The sequence below is a fragment of the Spirosoma foliorum genome (genome assembly GCF_014117325.1).
Lineage (GTDB): Bacteria > Bacteroidota > Bacteroidia > Cytophagales > Spirosomataceae > Spirosoma > Spirosoma foliorum.
Genome location: NZ_CP059732.1, coordinates 2,335,245 through 2,352,265, shown reverse-complemented (window position 1 = coordinate 2,352,265; position 17,021 = coordinate 2,335,245). Strand labels below are relative to the sequence as shown.

The 17,021-nt window shown below is 47.8% G+C and carries 11 protein-coding genes and 1 CRISPR repeat array (1 of these 12 only partly in view); of the genes, 2 read left to right on the top strand and 9 right to left on the bottom strand.

Going from position 1 to position 17,021, the window contains the following annotated elements; translation table 11 throughout:
* Positions 1-18 precede the first annotated feature (18 nt).
* The 3 genes from H3H32_RS09645 to H3H32_RS09635 are packed head-to-tail and all read right to left on the bottom strand — an operon-like array spanning position 19 to position 4,152.
* Positions 19-672: a class I SAM-dependent methyltransferase gene (locus H3H32_RS09645; RefSeq protein WP_182462470.1), complete on the bottom strand. Its 654-nt coding sequence runs from the start codon at positions 670-672 to the stop codon at positions 19-21.
* Between the two features lie 5 nt (positions 673-677).
* The gene (locus tag H3H32_RS09640) at positions 678-3,134 is read right to left on the bottom strand and encodes a hypothetical protein (protein WP_182462469.1); all 2,457 of its coding nucleotides are present in this window, start codon (positions 3,132-3,134) and stop codon (positions 678-680) included.
* Complete coding sequence (locus tag H3H32_RS09635; RefSeq protein ID WP_182462468.1) at positions 3,091-4,152, bottom strand: hypothetical protein; 1,062 nt, start codon at positions 4,150-4,152, stop codon at positions 3,091-3,093. The genes H3H32_RS09640 and H3H32_RS09635 overlap by 44 nt, the downstream gene beginning before the upstream one ends.
* A gap of 334 nt (positions 4,153-4,486) precedes the next feature.
* On the opposite strand from H3H32_RS09635, the gene H3H32_RS09630 reads away from it, so the two are divergent.
* Positions 4,487-5,176: a hypothetical protein gene (locus H3H32_RS09630; RefSeq protein WP_182462467.1), complete on the top strand. Its 690-nt coding sequence runs from the start codon at positions 4,487-4,489 to the stop codon at positions 5,174-5,176.
* 179 nt (positions 5,177-5,355) lie between these two features.
* On the opposite strand, the gene H3H32_RS09625 is transcribed toward H3H32_RS09630, so the two are convergent.
* The 6 genes from H3H32_RS09625 to H3H32_RS09600 all read right to left on the bottom strand — a co-directional run bounded on the left by H3H32_RS09625 (position 5,356) and on the right by H3H32_RS09600 (position 13,101).
* Positions 5,356-7,680: a glycoside hydrolase family 65 protein gene (locus H3H32_RS09625; protein ID WP_182462466.1), complete on the bottom strand. Its 2,325-nt coding sequence runs from the start codon at positions 7,678-7,680 to the stop codon at positions 5,356-5,358.
* Positions 7,680-8,270, bottom strand: a complete 591-nt coding sequence (locus tag H3H32_RS09620; RefSeq protein WP_182462465.1) for a DinB family protein — start codon at positions 8,268-8,270, stop codon at positions 7,680-7,682. The genes H3H32_RS09625 and H3H32_RS09620 overlap by 1 nt, the downstream gene beginning before the upstream one ends.
* Before the next feature lie 130 nt (positions 8,271-8,400).
* Positions 8,401-9,855 carry a decarboxylating NADP(+)-dependent phosphogluconate dehydrogenase gene (gene gnd, locus H3H32_RS09615; protein ID WP_182462464.1) on the bottom strand — a complete coding sequence of 485 codons (1,455 nt, stop codon included), beginning with the start codon at positions 9,853-9,855 and terminating at the stop codon, positions 8,401-8,403.
* A gap of 143 nt (positions 9,856-9,998) precedes the next feature.
* Positions 9,999-10,604 (bottom strand): nucleotidyltransferase family protein, encoded by a 606-nt coding sequence (locus H3H32_RS09610; protein WP_374191820.1) that lies wholly within the window; start codon positions 10,602-10,604, stop codon positions 9,999-10,001.
* Between the two features lie 101 nt (positions 10,605-10,705).
* Entirely contained in the window at positions 10,706-11,464 is a 759-nt protein-coding gene (gene truA, locus H3H32_RS09605) for a tRNA pseudouridine(38-40) synthase TruA (protein WP_182462462.1), read from the bottom strand.
* Positions 11,465-11,874: 410 nt separating this feature from the next.
* Entirely contained in the window at positions 11,875-13,101 is a 1,227-nt protein-coding gene (locus H3H32_RS09600) for a helix-turn-helix domain-containing protein (protein ID WP_182462461.1), read from the bottom strand.
* A gap of 191 nt (positions 13,102-13,292) precedes the next feature.
* Here H3H32_RS09600 and H3H32_RS09595 point away from each other — a divergent pair, with 191 nt between their 5' ends.
* Positions 13,293-14,711, top strand: coding sequence for an aldehyde dehydrogenase family protein (locus H3H32_RS09595; RefSeq protein ID WP_182462460.1), 1,419 nt, complete (start codon positions 13,293-13,295; stop codon positions 14,709-14,711).
* Between the two features lie 264 nt (positions 14,712-14,975).
* Positions 14,976-17,021: direct repeats of the CRISPR family, unit length 30 nt; unit sequence CTTCTAATCGTACCTGAGCGGAATTGAAAT; it runs 89 nt beyond the window's last position.

Here is a 17,021-nt window from a genome sequence, read left to right as displayed (position 1 = left end):
GCTTAACAATCCTAAAAATCAGCGCTTTATCTTTCTCCAAACCTCGACCGAAACCATCCCACCTACCTGTGTTTGGCGTTCTTCACAAGTTAAGCCTGATTTGGCGAGTTGTTTTTGCCAATCAGCTAAGTGAGTAGTTTGTATCCCTGCCGTGAGCCGAAAGAACTGAATCATCGTCCATAAAAGACCCTTTTGCAACCAGATTTTAGGCTGAACAAAGTCCGTTACGAGCCATATACCCCCTGTTTTTAAACCAGCACGAAGTCGAGGTAGAAAAACAGCATGTAGCGTCTGTTCGGAAAAAAGGTCCAGCACAAAAGGAGTAAGAATAACGTCAAAGCGTTCGTCAGGCTTAACGCTCGACTCATCGCCCACCCGAAACTCCACCGAACCAACCAGTGCTTTTCGAACCAGTCGTTGACTGGCGCGGGCCAGCATACGGGAAGACGTTTCCAGATAGACGACGTGTTTCGGCTGGCAGTTCAGGAGGATCTGTTCCAACAGCCAACCGGTTCCACCACCCACAATTAATACTATGGCATTCGGAGGAATACGGTCCAGAAATACGGTTTGTGCACGCTGCAATCGACGGCCAAATACGATAAAAGCAAGGGCATCGTATGCCGGGGCAACCCAATTAAAATTACCTCCGGTATACGTTTTTGCCTCCATTCGTTTTATTCGCTAACCTGATCACCAAACTGCAGGAAGTCTTTGTACATCGCACACTCACGAATCATTTCCTGATTAAACATCGTTCGGGAGTGGTTGTTGAAGAATACTTTATAGGCACTGGCGTATTTGGTTTTGCGCAAGGCCAGCATAGTCTTCACAAACGTTGAATCATCCTCAGCCACATACCCGTTCCGTATCTGCTCAATGGACCGATTCAATGCAAATGCATTGGCTTCGCACCGTGCAGCCATGTAGGCCGAACGATCAATCAGGGCGGGTGTTTTAGCCGCTTTTGCTGATTGCTCAAAATACCCTTTGGCATGGCCTGTGGTATAATAATCGGTATTCAGGAGTTGATCAATGCCTTTTTGCTTTTCAACTGGATTGGTGGGCAAACTATACACGGGCGGTTCGCCCGCACTCCAGTACGATTTGACCAGCAGCCATGAATTACCGTACCAGCTCAAATTCCAGGCACCGCACCCTAACAGGTAGTACAACTCAGCCGCTTTATCTCCGGTAGCGGCTTTGGCTTGTTGCTCTAGTTCGGCCATGCGTTTGGCAAACTCAATGGGCGTGTACGGATTCGTTTCGTCTTCTTCCGGGAAGTTGACACTCCCATCGGCCGCATGAATAGCAGGCATCTTTATGGCAAACGGATTCGTCTGGAAATAGCTCGCAAAGGCCTCATCTCCCCAGGTCCTGGCGTCTACCTTCGCGAAAGCCTCGGCCGCTTTTGCATACTGGTGTTCCATCATCAGTCGGCGACCAAGTAATAAATTGAGGTAGCCATTCGTCAGGCCCGCTAGCTTTAGCAGTCGTTTATCGAAATCGGTGATTGGTTGCTTGGCAAAAGCAATCGTTTGTTCGACAGTCATTGCCGATACGGTATCTTCAATGGAATGCGGATCGTTTGTGCTGGCCAGGTAGCTTTCTGTACCTCCCTGGGTAGTCAGCATCGTCAGCAAATACGCTTTAGCCGCACTCGGTCCATCAACAGGTGTTGCTTTCGAACGACTACAGCCTGACAACCAGCCACTTTTTGCTTCAGTTTTATGCTGGTATTTATCCGCAAACTGCTTACAAACAGACGTAAACGCGTAACCAAGCCGAAAATTATTGGTACTATCAAACTCCTCCAGATAGCCGATCAACTGATTTTCGGCTTCGGGCGTAATTGTTTCCGTTTGGGCAGCCAACAGTAGCATTCGCTGTACGGTAACCTGTTTTTTCAGGGTAGCGTTGGGCATCGGAGATAAAACAGCCTGATCCAGATGCGCCTGAGCGGCTTTGTAATCTTTCCCGATGTAATCCAGATAGGCCGCAGCCGTGTACCAGAAAGCCGGATTTCCCAGTGCTTTGTTATCCGCCGATTCGAGGGCAAACGATCGCAGCTTGTCAAAATAGGACGGCCCTTCAGCTTTACGTTTGACAAACGCCATTGAATCGGGAGACGTCATCATTCCATAGTTCATGTACTCATCTTCCGATTGAAAGAAGTAGTACTCGTTTCGATTGATTTCCCTGGCCATGATCAACTCGATCAATGGATTTTTTGGGGTTAGGCGAACAATTTCGTTCAGGAACTCCAATGCGTCCTGTCCGGGCTGAATGGCGCAAAGCGCATACACAGCCGCCCGTTCCTGATCCGTTTTTGCATACTCCAAAGCGCCCTCCCGAAAGCGAATGCCATATTTCCGTAAACTGGTTTCAGCGGCTTTTCGTCGGGATGGGCAGCGGTCAAATACCAGGGCAAATTCGTAGATAGCCTGCGCGGTATCGCCCAAAGCCAACGTGGCTCCCGCCCGACGGCATAAAGCCCAATCACTTATAAACGTGTGCGTAGGCATCGGCTTTACCAATTGATCATACAGCTGTTGGGCCTGTTTATAATCTTCGGTTTCGCAAGCCAGTTTCACCGCCTGAAACGCATAGCGTTCTTTTAGAAACTCATCGTTCGTAGTTCCATAAGCCATTTTAGCTGTATTCAGAAGTTCGGGAAGTTTCGTACTGTCTGTTGATGTAGGGTTCGGATCCCAGGGGTTTCCCTGACCATCGTCGGCAGCCCAGGCGAAGTCCAGATACGTAACAGCCGCAGGGTTGGTGCGGGCAAATTTCGCTTTCAGGACCGCCACAGCCGCAGGATTTTCATTGTACAACGCCTTGTACATCTGCGTTTCCGACAGGCCCTTTCCCGCGTAATTAACCCAGGCACTAATGTTCTCGTCAATCACCAGACTATCGCTATACTGTTCGCTGATCTCGGCATCATTATAAAACTGGGGCGTAAAAAAATACCGACTATCCTCTGGCTTACTATTGGCCGATTCGGGCATGAAAAAGCTCATGAACTCGTTCGGATCGAACGATGGTCCACAGGCAAAGCCTAACACGATGGCTACTAATAGAAAAGGTCTACGGAAGTGGCTGAGGTCGAAGGAGGGTTTGAAGCGTTTCACGCGGGTATGTGGCTAAAATGGTCGAGTCGAGATGGTATAAAGCAAATGTAAGTCGTTGGTTAGAAATCTTGTTGAGCAATCGGGCTTTTTCGATCAACAGTAATTCGGGTGATACAGCCTCTGCCCGAAACAAATCACTCCGACGAATAGAAAACCCAAAAGCCGTTGTGTCCCGGCTGGCAATAAAGCGCGTGCTGTCTGACTGAGGCACCAGAAACCGACTGTTTATCAGCGCCTTTCGGTCGACATCAGACAAAAATGTTAGGAAACGATTGCTGCGATAAACGACTGTCCAGCGAAACAAGGGCATCACTAAATCGAGTGGCAATGGGTAGGTCGACACATACGACAGGTACCGGTTCGCCACTTCAGGATCGTAAATTGAGTTATGCGTTTCCACCCGTTTCCAGTCGGCTACGTTGTAGAGCATGAGCATACCCCGCGTTACGGGTGGAATCCCGGACTGGTCGGTGTATTTAATCTGATGCAGCCGAATCGTTGCCGAAAGCGGACGATGAAGTTGATTTTTGAGCAAGGTTAATAATCGGAAATAGCGATCGCGCGTACCTGTACTCCAATCGCAGTCAAACTGAACTTCCTGAAAAGATACCCCCTGTTGCTGGCTGATTTTTGTAATGGCCTGCGTAATGTGCGTGGCGAGGTCAGCCAATGCATTCGGCGACAGATTTACCAGGGTCCGATTGGTTATAAACACGACTGGTACAATACTCCCAACCGGCTTTTGTCGAAACTGAACAAAGGCTTTAGGCACAGCCTGCCGGGTTCGGGCATCCCAGTCGACATCAAAAAAATGAATATACAGCTTATTGACGTTCAGCTCTTTTATCTGATTGAGTTCCGAACGCGTTGGGTTATAGGCGACTTTCCAGTGGTAAAAAGCGGGGGTGAGTTTATGGGGCGTATCCTGGCTTGAGTAACTCGACGATTGGCAGGAGATGACAGTCAGAAGCAGGCCTAAAAAGATGGTAAAATAGCTATGCTCCACTCGTATTCTCATGAACTGAATTGCGACTCTTTATACCTGTTGATTCGTGTTGAGGTATTTCCGCGACATACTAATTCCCCAGTACTAACCTGGCAAATGTAATTCGGTTGTTCTGGTATCGACTAGGTTTATTTAGTGTATGGTTAGTAGATAGTCAAGCAGATTTGCAGATCATCATTTGCTGCCTTGTGTGACCCCGCTGGGGTCACACAAAATACTTTTCAAATTAATTCTGCTTAGTGACGAAATCGCTCTATTTTCAAATGTATTTTTTGTTCTCCCAACCCTTGGAGCAGATCGAAGGTCATTATACCTTCGAAGCCTCATCTGAGTACATCGTCCACACATGAAAAACGTTTCTTTTATCACCCTATTCGTTTTGTCAGTAAGCACTCAGGCCTTTAGCCAACGGCAGGAGTTAACTATTTCCCCCACCGGTATCTTCTATCCCAGCTATCAGTTGGTGCAGTATGAACGGTACCTTACTACTCGACAGAGTTTAACGATCTCGCTGGGCTATAACGGTAACGATACGCAAAAACGAGCTTACGGCCTGATCTCTCCACCCCGCACAGATGTCTTCACCAATACTCGCTTAGCTATTGGTTACCGCTATTATATTCCTGGTTTGGGCATCGGGGACGCTTTAACCTTGTTTGGTTCGGCGCGAATGGTCGTGGACTATTCGAACTTGCAACTTCAGCCTGATGCTGCCTATCCAATGCCCACAGATTCACTTCGTGCATCAGGCTTTTCATTAGCTCCTGAACTGCTTTTTGGCGGAAAAGCAACGATAGGGAAGCGAATTACCCTATCAGGAGCCATTGGTGCACAATATCTAGTCAAGCTTTTTTCAACCAACCATATAACCCAAAATCCAGGTTACTGGGATTCCGTTTATTGGAAGAACGATCGGCAGGACTGGCAACAGAAGCGAAATGTCGCTACTCATTTTCGCCAGGGATGGTTCCCGTCTATACAGTTTACAGTTGGTATTATTTTAGGGAAACACGCGACTTCGGGTAGCATTCGGTAGGGTTTCACCTCCCCCCGGCCCCTCTCCTGAAAACAGGAGAGGGGTGAAAGCAAGCCTTTTTTTAGCCCCTTCCCTTAGTTCAAGGGGAGGGTTTGGGGTGGGGTAAAGACAACGAAAAAGGCCTGCTTCCCATAGTTTGCACTATTAAAAGCAGGCCCTCTTTTAACTAACAATTCGCTCTAGATCGTTACTGTCTCCTGGCTCTGGGCGTTCACCGTCACAGGTTTCCCGTGCAACTGGATTGTAATTGGTTTTTCCGAAAAATTCTGCACCGTTACGTCCTGCTGCGTAGCCGTTACCTGGATCAGTACGCCCCGGAAACGAATCTTGAACGACAGGGATTGCCAGTTATCCGGGCAATACGGATTCAAGTTCACCCGATGGTCGGCCCCGTCTTCTTTTTCGATTCTTAATCCGCCAAAACCTTTTACAACAGCCAGCCACGTACCGGCCATTGAGGTGATATGGCAGCCATCTTCGGTATCGTTGTTGTAATCGTCAAGATCGAGTCGGGCCGTACGGAGGTACATTTCGTAAGCTTTTTCTTTCATTCCTAACTTCGAAGCCTGAATGGAGTGAACGCAGGGCGATAACGATGATTCATGTACTGTCATCGGCTCATAGAACTCAAAATTGCGCTGTAACTCGTCTGTAGTGAACTCATCCTCAAAGAAATACAGTCCCTGCAAGACGTCGGCCTGTTTGATGAAGCACGACCGCAAAATCCGGTCCCACGACCAGTTCTGATTGATGGGGCGCTGGCCTTTAGGAATGTCCGACACGGGCATCAGGTCTTTATCCAGGAAACCTTCCTGTTGCAGAAAGACACCCAGTTTCTCATCCTGAGGCAAGTACATCTTGTCGATGATTTGTCGGGCAGTAGACAGTTCTTTTTCCTCACGGAAATGAATCCGGTCAATCAGATCAGCGTACTTTTCAGCGTCCAGCGCTTTTACTTTACCTACCGCTTCTACAGTGTAACGAAGCGTCCAGGCCGCCAGGTAATTGGTGTACCAGTTATTGTTGACGTTATTCTCGTATTCATTTGGGCCCGTTACGCCCAGCATCACATACTGCTCTTTTGCCTTTGACCAGTTCACGCGCTGGGTCCAGAAGCGACTAATCGCAATAAGTACCTCCAAACCATACTCGACCAGATACTGCTCATCGCCGGTATAGCGAACGTAGTCGTATATGGCATAGGCGATAGCCCCATTCCGGTGGATTTCCTCGAACGTGATTTCCCATTCGTTATGGCATTCTTCGCCGTTCATGGTTACCATCGGGTATAGTGCCGCCCCCGCCCGGAAGCCGAGTTTCTGCGCGTTTTCGATGGCCTTACCGAGTTGTTTATAGCGATAAACCAGCAGGTTTTTGGCTACTTTCTGATCGGCGGTTGAGAGGTAGAACGGCAGGCAATACGCTTCGGTATCCCAATAGGTCGAACCGCCGTATTTTTCACCGGTAAAGCCTTTGGGGCCGATGTTCAAGCGCTGGTCTTCACCCGTGTAGGTCTGGTTTAGCTGGAAAATATTGAAGCGAATACCCTGTTGGGCCGCAATATCCCCTTCAATACTAATGTCATTGGTTTTCCACTTATCGGCCCAGGCTTGTTTTTGCTCGAACAGCATCTTGTCGAAGCCTTTGCGGGTAATTCGCTGGATGTACTGATGAGCCTCCTTGATAATCGTATCCGAGTCGTAATTGAGCGATGACAGGTTCACGGCATACTTGTAAATAACCGTTTCCTGCCCTTTCCGACAATCGAGCGAGATGCGATTGGCCACATACTTTTCGTACTTGATGGGCTGCGACTGAAAATCCACTTTTGCGCCATCCTGCTCAATTTCCACGCACATGCCTGTAGCAACGTGGAAGCCCGTTTTACGGGTGCGCAGTTCAATATAAGCCTCACCATACGCCGTTTCCTTCCGAACTTCATCCCAGAACGTTTCATCGTAATTCGAATCTCGATTGCGGATGTCGCCGTCAATATAGGGCGTAATGGTAATCTTCGCGTCGAAATTCAGGGGTTTGATCGCATACCGAATCGCCCCGGCTTCATCATCGACAATGGAGCAAAACCGTTTCGCATTCACCTGTAGCTCTTTACCACTTTTCAGCACAGCCACAAACGAGCGTTCGAGGTAGCCTTCCTGCATGTTCAGCACGCGCCGGAAGTCGCGCACTTCACAAAGATTCAGATCAAGGGTTTCATATTCGATGTCGATGTCGATACCGATCCAGTTGGCAGCATTTAATACTTTGGCGAAATATTCGGGGTACCCATTTTTCCACCAGCCAACGCGGGTTTTGTCGGGATAATACACCCCGGCCACATAATTCCCCTGTAAGGTTTTTCCGGTAAATTTTTCTTCAAACGAACCGCGTCCGCCCAATCGGCCATTGCCGAGCGACATCACGCTTTCGGTAATTTCATTAAAGTCACGGTGAAATCCCTCTTCAACGATGTTCCAGGGATCTTGTTTAATATAATGTTTCATCACAGGTTATTAGTCGTAATCGTAAAAGTAGCCATTTCCGCCTTTACACGCATGGCCTGGTTCATATGTCGTTCGGTGTGGGCAACCAACATCAGGAAAGCATCGCCTAATCTAATTTTCAACCAGTTACCAAACAACGTCATCACTTTATCCTGATTCCAGTCCAGGTAGACGGCTTTATCCAACAGGCTATGAAGGGTCGTTTGTAAGTCCAGAAATTGTCCCATTACATCGGCGGGCACTAACTCAGCGGCTGGGCGAGGGCGAACTAGCCCAGGAGCGGGTAATTTCAGTTTCACCTGAGGATCAACGGCATACAGCATTGCCTTTCCTACCCAGTCGCTTTCGAATACCTGGTCGGTTGGGTTCGTTTGTACCAGACCCAGCTTATCGACTTTGTGTTGAATATTTCGGATGTAAAATCGTTCAGCCAGATTCAGGTGCTGCAAACATTCGATAATACTCCAGCGATTAGGAGCTGGTTTCCAGCGTAATTGTGCATCGGTCAAGGGCGCAAACTCCGTTTTCACGATTTCCAGAACTCTTGAAAGGCGTGCTTGCAGGTCGTGAGCAGTATCGAGTTTTTGCATGAGGCAGTGTAATTGAACACAGGAAATAGTTACCTAACTACACGTTTGATGCTACAGAATTGGAAAGCGGTGCCTGTATAGGCACCGCTTTTTTGTGCATTTGTAAACTACACGACTGTTAGTCAAGCAATTAGTTATTATAGGCAGTCGATACGGTATCGCCACCTTCGCCGGTCCAGTTCGTATGGAAGAATTGGCCTCGTGGCTTATCGATCCGTTCGTAGGTGTGTGCCCCAAAATAGTCGCGTTGCGCCTGTAGTAAATTAGCAGGTAACCATTCGCTCCGGAAACCATCGAAATAGCAAAGTGCCGATGTAAGCGCAGGTGCCGGAATGCCGTTAATTAAGGCCGCAGCGCAAACCCGTCGCCATCCCGCTTGAGCCGATTCCACTTTTTGTTTAAAGAAATCGTCAAGCAGTAAGTGCGGGAGAGCAGGGTTTTTATCAAACGCCTTTTTGATATCACCGAGGAACGCGGAACGAATAATACATCCACCACGCCACATCAGGGCAATATCACCGTAATTAAGCTGCCAACCATACTCTTTAGCGGCTGCCATAAATAGGTTATAGCCTTGAGCATACGAAATGATTTTAGCGCCATAAAGAGCCATTTTCAAATCGTCCAGCATTTGCGCTTTATCGCCTGTAAATTCGATTTTGGGGCCGTTGATTACCTTTGAAGCAGCCACGCGCAAGTCTTTTTGCGCTGATAGGAAACGTGCAAATACAGACTCGCCAATCAGGGTTAATGGAATCCCCTGATCAAGAGCAGCCGTTCCGGTCCATTTTCCAGTGCCTTTTTGACCAGCGGTGTCCAGAATTTTATCGACCATCGGTGTACCGTCCTCATCCTTATAGGCCATGATGTCGGCCGTAATTTCGATCAGATACGAGTCCAGCTCTTCGGTATTCCACTTTTTGAATACCTCGTGCATCTCATCGGCACTCATACCCAGCAGATCGCGCATGACCTGATAAGCCTCGCCAATAATCTGCATATCGCCGTACTCGATGCCATTATGTACCATTTTTACAAAATGGCCAGCACCGTCACTACCTACCCAGTCGCAGCAAGGTGTACCATCGTCCACTTTTGCAGCGATAGACTGAAAAATACCTTTTACAGCTGGCCAGGCTTCAACGCTACCACCGGGCATCATAGAAGGGCCGTGTAGTGCTCCAATTTCGCCACCCGAAACGCCCGTTCCGATATACAGAAATCCTTTGCTTTCTACATACTTGGTTCGGCGAATGGTATCCGGGAAATAGGAGTTACCACCATCAATGATAATATCGCCGGGTTCCAGATGCGGAATGATTTGTTCAATAAAATCATCCACGGCTTGGCCCGCCTTTACCAGCATCATCACCTTTCGAGGTCTTTCTAAAGAAGCAATCAGCTCTTCAATAGAGTGAGCACCAATGAAGTTTTTTCCGGCTCCCCTTCCGTTAATAAAATGGTCAACCTTCTCAACGGTTCGATTGAAAACGGCTACGGTAAATCCTTTGCTTTCCATGTTAAGCACCAGATTTTCACCCATTACGGCTAGACCAATTAAGCCGATATCTGCGGTCTTTGTCATTACGATTTACTTTATTGAAATAGACTATAGATAAAATATGTGTTGGACTTAAACACCGTATTGCTGCTGTTCCTACTCATGCCAATGGCTGAGTATTTTTATCATGAACCCAGAGTCGGTGAGATTTCCTGCGATATTACAGTTTATTGCGACTGCATTTGCGCTTGTTGAAACATTTCGACGTCACGCTTGGAGTCGAGATCGATACTTCCGGCTTCAAAAGGTACTTCCAGGCAATCATTTTTATGTTTGCCGATCACCCATTTTACGCCTTTATCGCTCTCTAGAGCAAGTAGTTCTGGGATGTAATCACGATCGAACAAGGCAGGTACGCTCAATTGCGTATCGTATCGGCAGGCAACAATCCCTTTATCATTTTCCCGACGAACCTCCAGCATATGCAGCAGCAACCCGAGCGATACCAGGGGTTGATCGGTATGTAAAACCAGTACGGCTTCGATGTCTTTGTGCGTAATATATAGCGCGGCCAGCCCTGTTTTCAGGGATGAAGCCTGTCCGGTTGGCCAGTTCGCGTTATCGACCAGGGTGACTGGTAAGCCTGTCAGCTCGGGCACAATACGGTCACGGTTGGCCCCTAATACCACAACCACTGGGCCGCGCTGCAAAGCCAGCGCATGTTCAGTTATCCGACGAATAAGTGATTGACCTTTGTAGGTCAGCAACTGTTTGGGTTCACCGCCCATCCGCGATGAATCCCCAGCCGCTAATATGATTGTTCCAATTTTCAAGTGAACTCGTTTTTGTTTTGACAAGATAACAAATAAAGAGCGAAAGAGTGAATGAGTGAAAGAGCGCAAAAATAGCCTGCGCCAATTTTTCGTTCTTTCACTCATTCACTCTTTCGCTCTTTAAAAACCTCCGCCGGGTATCCTACCTCAACTAGTGATAAACCCTCAGCTGGGGCGGCCCGACCGGCTTTCCGACGGTCTCGTGCCAGGATAATCTGTTCAAAGTCGTGACTACTCAATCGCCCCTGCCCTACTGCCAGCAATGTCCCGACGATGGCCCGCACCATGCCGTGTAGAAACCGATTCGCCTTGATATGAAAAACTAAATCGCCGTTTGGCTTCTCTTCCCAATACGCCCATTCAATCTGGCAATTAAACGTCTTGACGTCAGTCTTTACCTTACTAAAACACTCGAAATCAATGTGATTCAACAAGATAGACGCGGCATCGTTCATCGCTTTCACATTCAATGGCAACGTAAACACATACACCAATCCATCCCGAAATGGGTCTTTTCGGCGGCTAATCTGGTATTGGTAATAGCGAGATGTAGCGGTGTAGCGGGCGTGGTCGTCAGCTCTGACGGGGAAGCAATCGTAAACGGCAATATCTGGCGGAATTAAACTATTCAATGAGCGGAGTAAGTGTCCGGGCAAGGCGGTATCTAACTCAAAATGAGCAAACTGCTGCCCTGCGTGAACTCCCGCATCTGTCCGGCCACTACCCACAATCGTAATGGGTTGCCGAAGTACTGTGGTCAGAGCCGTCTCCAGAACTTCCTGTACACTCAGCCCATTGGGTTGCCGCTGCCAGCCATGATAATTAGTGCCCCGATAGGCCAATTGAAGAAAATAACGCATAACACCGACAAAGGTAAGCGTTGTCAGGACATGTTTTTTCTGACAGGATGTACAGGATTATTGATACGGGATAATATCCTATCAATAGATCCTTTGCTTGGCGTAGTCTCTGGACTACGCCGTGGTGTTATCCGGTCTCCGACCGGTTTTTCAAATTTATTTCACCCCGGTCAGAGACCGGATAACACTCGAACGTAGTCAATACTACGCTCAACAGGGAGGCTTTGCAAACTTTACGTCCAAAAAAATTTGAACCTTTTTTGTCATTCCGACGAAAGGAGGAATCTTAGGGCTTCTTAGTTCTCTAGCAAGGATACTTTAAGATTCCTCCTTTCGTCGGAATGACAAAAAACAGGCAGCTTTAACTACAAATCAAATCCTGTCAATCGTGTAAATCCTGTCAAAAAACCTCAAAGACGTTCTACTTCAAACCGAAGTTCATCGACCAGTTGTCGTAAGCGCTCTGTATTGGGGGCCGGTGGAGGAAGCTGCTGGCTGACAAACGCGCAGATTTCCCAGACTTCCAGCACATCTTTTAAAGCTATTTCACGGTTGGGAATATCAGCCCGATCGGCGGTTAGCAACAGCGAACCCTTTACCTTCACCTGATTATACACCCGCCGACAGGAAATACCTGACCCCGTAGGTTGCTGGTGCATGAGCAGAATGTATAATTTTCCGTCGGCAATATCGAACCAGTTCCGAATGAATTTCCCAACCAGCAAGGCACCCGGAAATGTAAAGTCGTCGCCTGCTTCAAAGGCCCGATAATGCCCCTCGGGTAATGTAGGTAACTGCATGGCTGGCAGTCGATGCAGGAAATCGGCCTGTTGAAAACGTTGTCCATATTCGGCAAACTGGCGCTGCATCACCACTGGAATTGTGGGTGCAATTGCCTGAGCCGACGAATTTGAATAGGCTGATGCCGACGTTCCTTCGTACATATTATTGAACGTCAACGACTCCGACTGTCGGGAAGGCGAGACAGGCCGAACAGGTTCAGGCCGGGGCTGGGGGTCCGATTGTGGCGCAAACAATCGATCGACGACCGATGGAGCAGGGCGATCAGGCTGCCGATTATCCGACTGAGGTTGAAACGTCGATGGCGAAATGCGCTCATTTCCAGCACCGGGTCGCACAGGCGACGTTATAACGGGTGGAGTGGGTGCGTCCTGTACCCGACGCGGCTCTTCCTGCGTTTTGTAATACTTGTTCAGTACCGACGACAGCGGTTGTGGTTCTGGCGTTGGGGGCGTAGGCTGCGCAAAAATATCTGGAAAATCAGGATGTTGAAACGGATCGTCATCGTCGGCTAATTTTCCATCCGACCGAATTATAGAGCCATTTTCACTCCCCCGATCATTCCGGTGGGCGTATACGTCGGTGTTTTTTTGGCCAAGAGGAATACTAAGATTAGGCGTTTCACGAAGTTTCCGTAAATCCTGCCGGGTTAGCAGTTCGACGGTTGTATTGAACGCTTTGGCAATGGTTTGTATATTTTGCTGATTTGGGTTGGCGCGCCCCTCCTCATAAGCCCCTAGTAAGGAGCGTTTTATATTTATTTTTCGAGAAAATTGCTCCTGCGTCAAACCATTCAGTTTGCGCAGATAGCGGATGTTGTCACTAACGAGCGTCATCCAATTCGGGGTGCTAAAGTTTCAGCTAAGATAAACGATTCATGTTTTAAATCCATATCGCCTTCTTTTTTGTATTTTTAGCGTATTCTTTAAAAATGTTTCAAGTTTAAGGGTCAGCGTTTTATCGGTCGCCGATATGGCTCCGATTTGAATTTTGATCAGGAAACAGAAGATATTGATTTTGAAACCGCATGATTTCCGTACAACATAAAACTGATTTTCAGGCCGCTTTCGCTGCGCAACGACGGTATGCTCCTCATATGGCATTGACGACCATAAATGAGCGTCTTGCCCGTATTCAAAAGCTCCAAACCTGGCTTGTCACTCACGAATCAGCCATTCAACAAGCCCTCTACGACGATCTGCGCAAGCCAGCCGCCGAGGCCATGCTGACCGACTTAATGTCGCTATATGGCGAAATCAAACACACGATCCGCCACCTAAAGCAGTGGATGAAGCCGAAATCATTGCCCACTACGTTACCACTCATTGGTACCAGCAGTTATATACGGTACGAGCCCAAAGGGAACGTACTGATTATTTCGCCCTGGAACTACCCAATTGCGCTTACCCTCCGACCGTTGGTATCGGCCATAGCAGCCGGGAATGTAGCCATCCTCAAACCTTCTGAACTGACCCCGCATACATCCGCCTTACTGAAGCGGATGATAACTGAACTGTTTCCGCCCGAAGAAGTGATTGTTTTTGAGGGCGATGCCGATGTGTCGCAAGCCTTGCTCGAACTCCCGTTCAATCACATTTTTTTTACCGGAAGTCCGGCAATTGGGCGGGTGGTTATGACAGCAGCAGCCAAACATCTGGCCTCGGTAACGCTCGAATTAGGGGGCAAATCTCCGGCCATTGTGGATGAGTCTGCCAATATTCAGCAGGCAGCGGCTCAACTGGCCTGGGCTAAATGCATCAACTGTGGGCAGACCTGCATTGCTCCCGATTATATCCTTATCCATCAGTCGGTTAAACAGTCTTTTATGGACGCTTTACGCGAGCGACTAAAGGCTATGTACAGTCCTGATGGGCAGCCCGTTGAAACGTCCGACAGTTATGCACGCATCATAAACAACCGGCATTTTGGACGACTCCGCGATCTGGTTGATGATGCCGTTACGAAAGGCGCGAAGGTTGTTCTGGGTGGTAAGATGAACCCCGATCAGAACTTCATTGAGCCAACTGTTCTGGAAAACGTGACCGATGCCATGCAGGTGATGCAGGATGAAATTTTCGGTCCGATACTCCCCGTTTTAACCTACTCAACCCTCGACGAAGCCTTACGAATCGTGAATCAGCGCGAAAAACCACTGGCGCTCTACATCCATAGTCACAATCGTCAGCATACAAATTATATTCTGGATCATACATCAGCGGGGGATACAGTCGTGAACGAGACAATGCTCCAATTCATCAACGCTGAGCTTCCCTTTGGGGGCATTAACAACAGTGGCGTAGGCAAGTCAAACGGCTTCTTCAGTTTTCAGGAATTTTCCAATCAACGAGGAGTCATGAAACGCGATTTCGGGACCATGAAATTCATTTACCCCCCTTATACCGATACGGTAAAGAAGCTCATTCAGTACATTCTAAAGTTTTTATGATCTTTGTGATAACGGCGAACAGACAACGACCAATGACTACCCCAAGTCGTCGACTGCATTTTACACCTCAATTTGTTCTTTGATCAACGGCCAGTTTGCCTCCGGAACGAGCGCACTCTAACGCTATATAGCTAACTATCAGCAAGTCGTCGATCAACGGGGTTTTTCGTGCCATTACAGGTCGACGACTTTATACCTGCTTTCGGACTGGCGAAATCATCTATCTGGGCTACTTAATGCCCTTTTTGAGTCGTAAATTCACGGCTTCTAATCGTACCTGAGCGGAATTGAAATCCGGCCTGGAGGCTGATGTATTGATTCCACGACTCCTTCTAATCGTACCTGAGCGGAATTGAAATGGATTATAAAAGGAAGGAAACGACTAAAGAAAAAACACTTCTAATCGTACCTGAGCGGAATTGAAATCTGGTGAAGTAGTTGGGGCTTACGCCAATGCCGCTCTTCTAATCGTACCTGAGCGGAATTGAAATGAAATCGAACGAGGGCATTCTATCGGGCCTGCGGCACTTCTAATCGTACCTGAGCGGAATTGAAATTATTTCTCAGAAATGTAGAGTTTGTTAGGCTCCAAACTTCTAATCGTACCTGAGCGGAATTGAAATTCTTTAATTTGGGGGTACGACTGGCTGGGTACCAGCTTCTAATCGTACCTGAGCGGAATTGAAATTCTGGGGGTGAACCTGCAACCACAAGTGAAACCGTTCTTCTAATCGTACCTGAGCGGAATTGAAATACAGTCATTCGGTACTAACCTATTCAACAAGGACGACTTCTAATCGTACCTGAGCGGAATTGAAATTAATGGCACTGATGATTTGGCGCCCGATGCTGGTATCTTCTAATCGTACCTGAGCGGAATTGAAATTTGAAAGGGCGCATTAGGATGATTGGTACACCTGGTCTTCTAATCGTACCTGAGCGGAATTGAAATCCAAAATAGACCTCACGACAACGGAACTGTCCGGGCTTCTAATCGTACCTGAGCGGAATTGAAATATGACTCCCTCCTCTGGACTGACCCCAGACATTGCACTTCTAATCGTACCTGAGCGGAATTGAAATGTTTGTTATGAGCAATGAACAACAAATACTTGAACACTTCTAATCGTACCTGAGCGGAATTGAAATACATCTGGGCCATAGGGTACTGTCTGCTGACCAAGCCTTCTAATCGTACCTGAGCGGAATTGAAATATGGGGGTGACTTTGCGATGGTGGAGCAGAACGCATCTTCTAATCGTACCTGAGCGGAATTGAAATGTGGTCCAAAATTACACTTTGGTATTACGGATCGACCTTCTAATCGTACCTGAGCGGAATTGAAATCCGAAAAATTCACTTGTAGCGGCTTGCGCTTTTTTACTTCTAATCGTACCTGAGCGGAATTGAAATCCTTAGACGCATGGGCACTAAAAGCCGGAATCCGCTCTTCTAATCGTACCTGAGCGGAATTGAAATCGTTGCCCAGCCCTACGACGACGACTAAGGATTTGCTTCTAATCGTACCTGAGCGGAATTGAAATCACCTGGGCAATGTGCTCAACCCGCTGCACTTTATTCTTCTAATCGTACCTGAGCGGAATTGAAATAAGGTAAACTCGACGGGCTTCACGCCGATAATATTGCTTCTAATCGTACCTGAGCGGAATTGAAATCCGGCAGTAGCTTATACTGGTCGATTTCGGCCAGGCCTTCTAATCGTACCTGAGCGGAATTGAAATACTGATTTAGCCAATATTGCTTATTGACATCTGCTCTTCTAATCGTACCTGAGCGGAATTGAAATACGGAAGAAGCCCACGCCTTCTCGAAGCTTGGCAGCTTCTAATCGTACCTGAGCGGAATTGAAATAATCTTAACCACGTCAATTGTCCGATCGAAAGCCCCTTCTAATCGTACCTGAGCGGAATTGAAATCTTCTACAAATTACTGGTCACCACGTCGGGGCGATGCTTCTAATCGTACCTGAGCGGAATTGAAATTTATAGGGATTGAATATGGTTCGATTCTTTCCCTTTCTTCTAATCGTACCTGAGCGGAATTGAAATAAATTATTCATGGTGACCCGATATCGGCCCGGCTTGCTTCTAATCGTACCTGAGCGGAATTGAAATGCTGCTCGATCTGTCCAAGCCGAACGCCGAGCCAACTTCTAATCGTACCTGAGCGGAATTGAAATGCGTTAACCACGAGGTCTGGCGGGTGCGCCCAGGAACTTCTAATCGTACCTGTGGGGAATTGAAATTAGTCGGTAGCGGTGAAGCCAGACGAAAAGTTATTTGCGTCTAA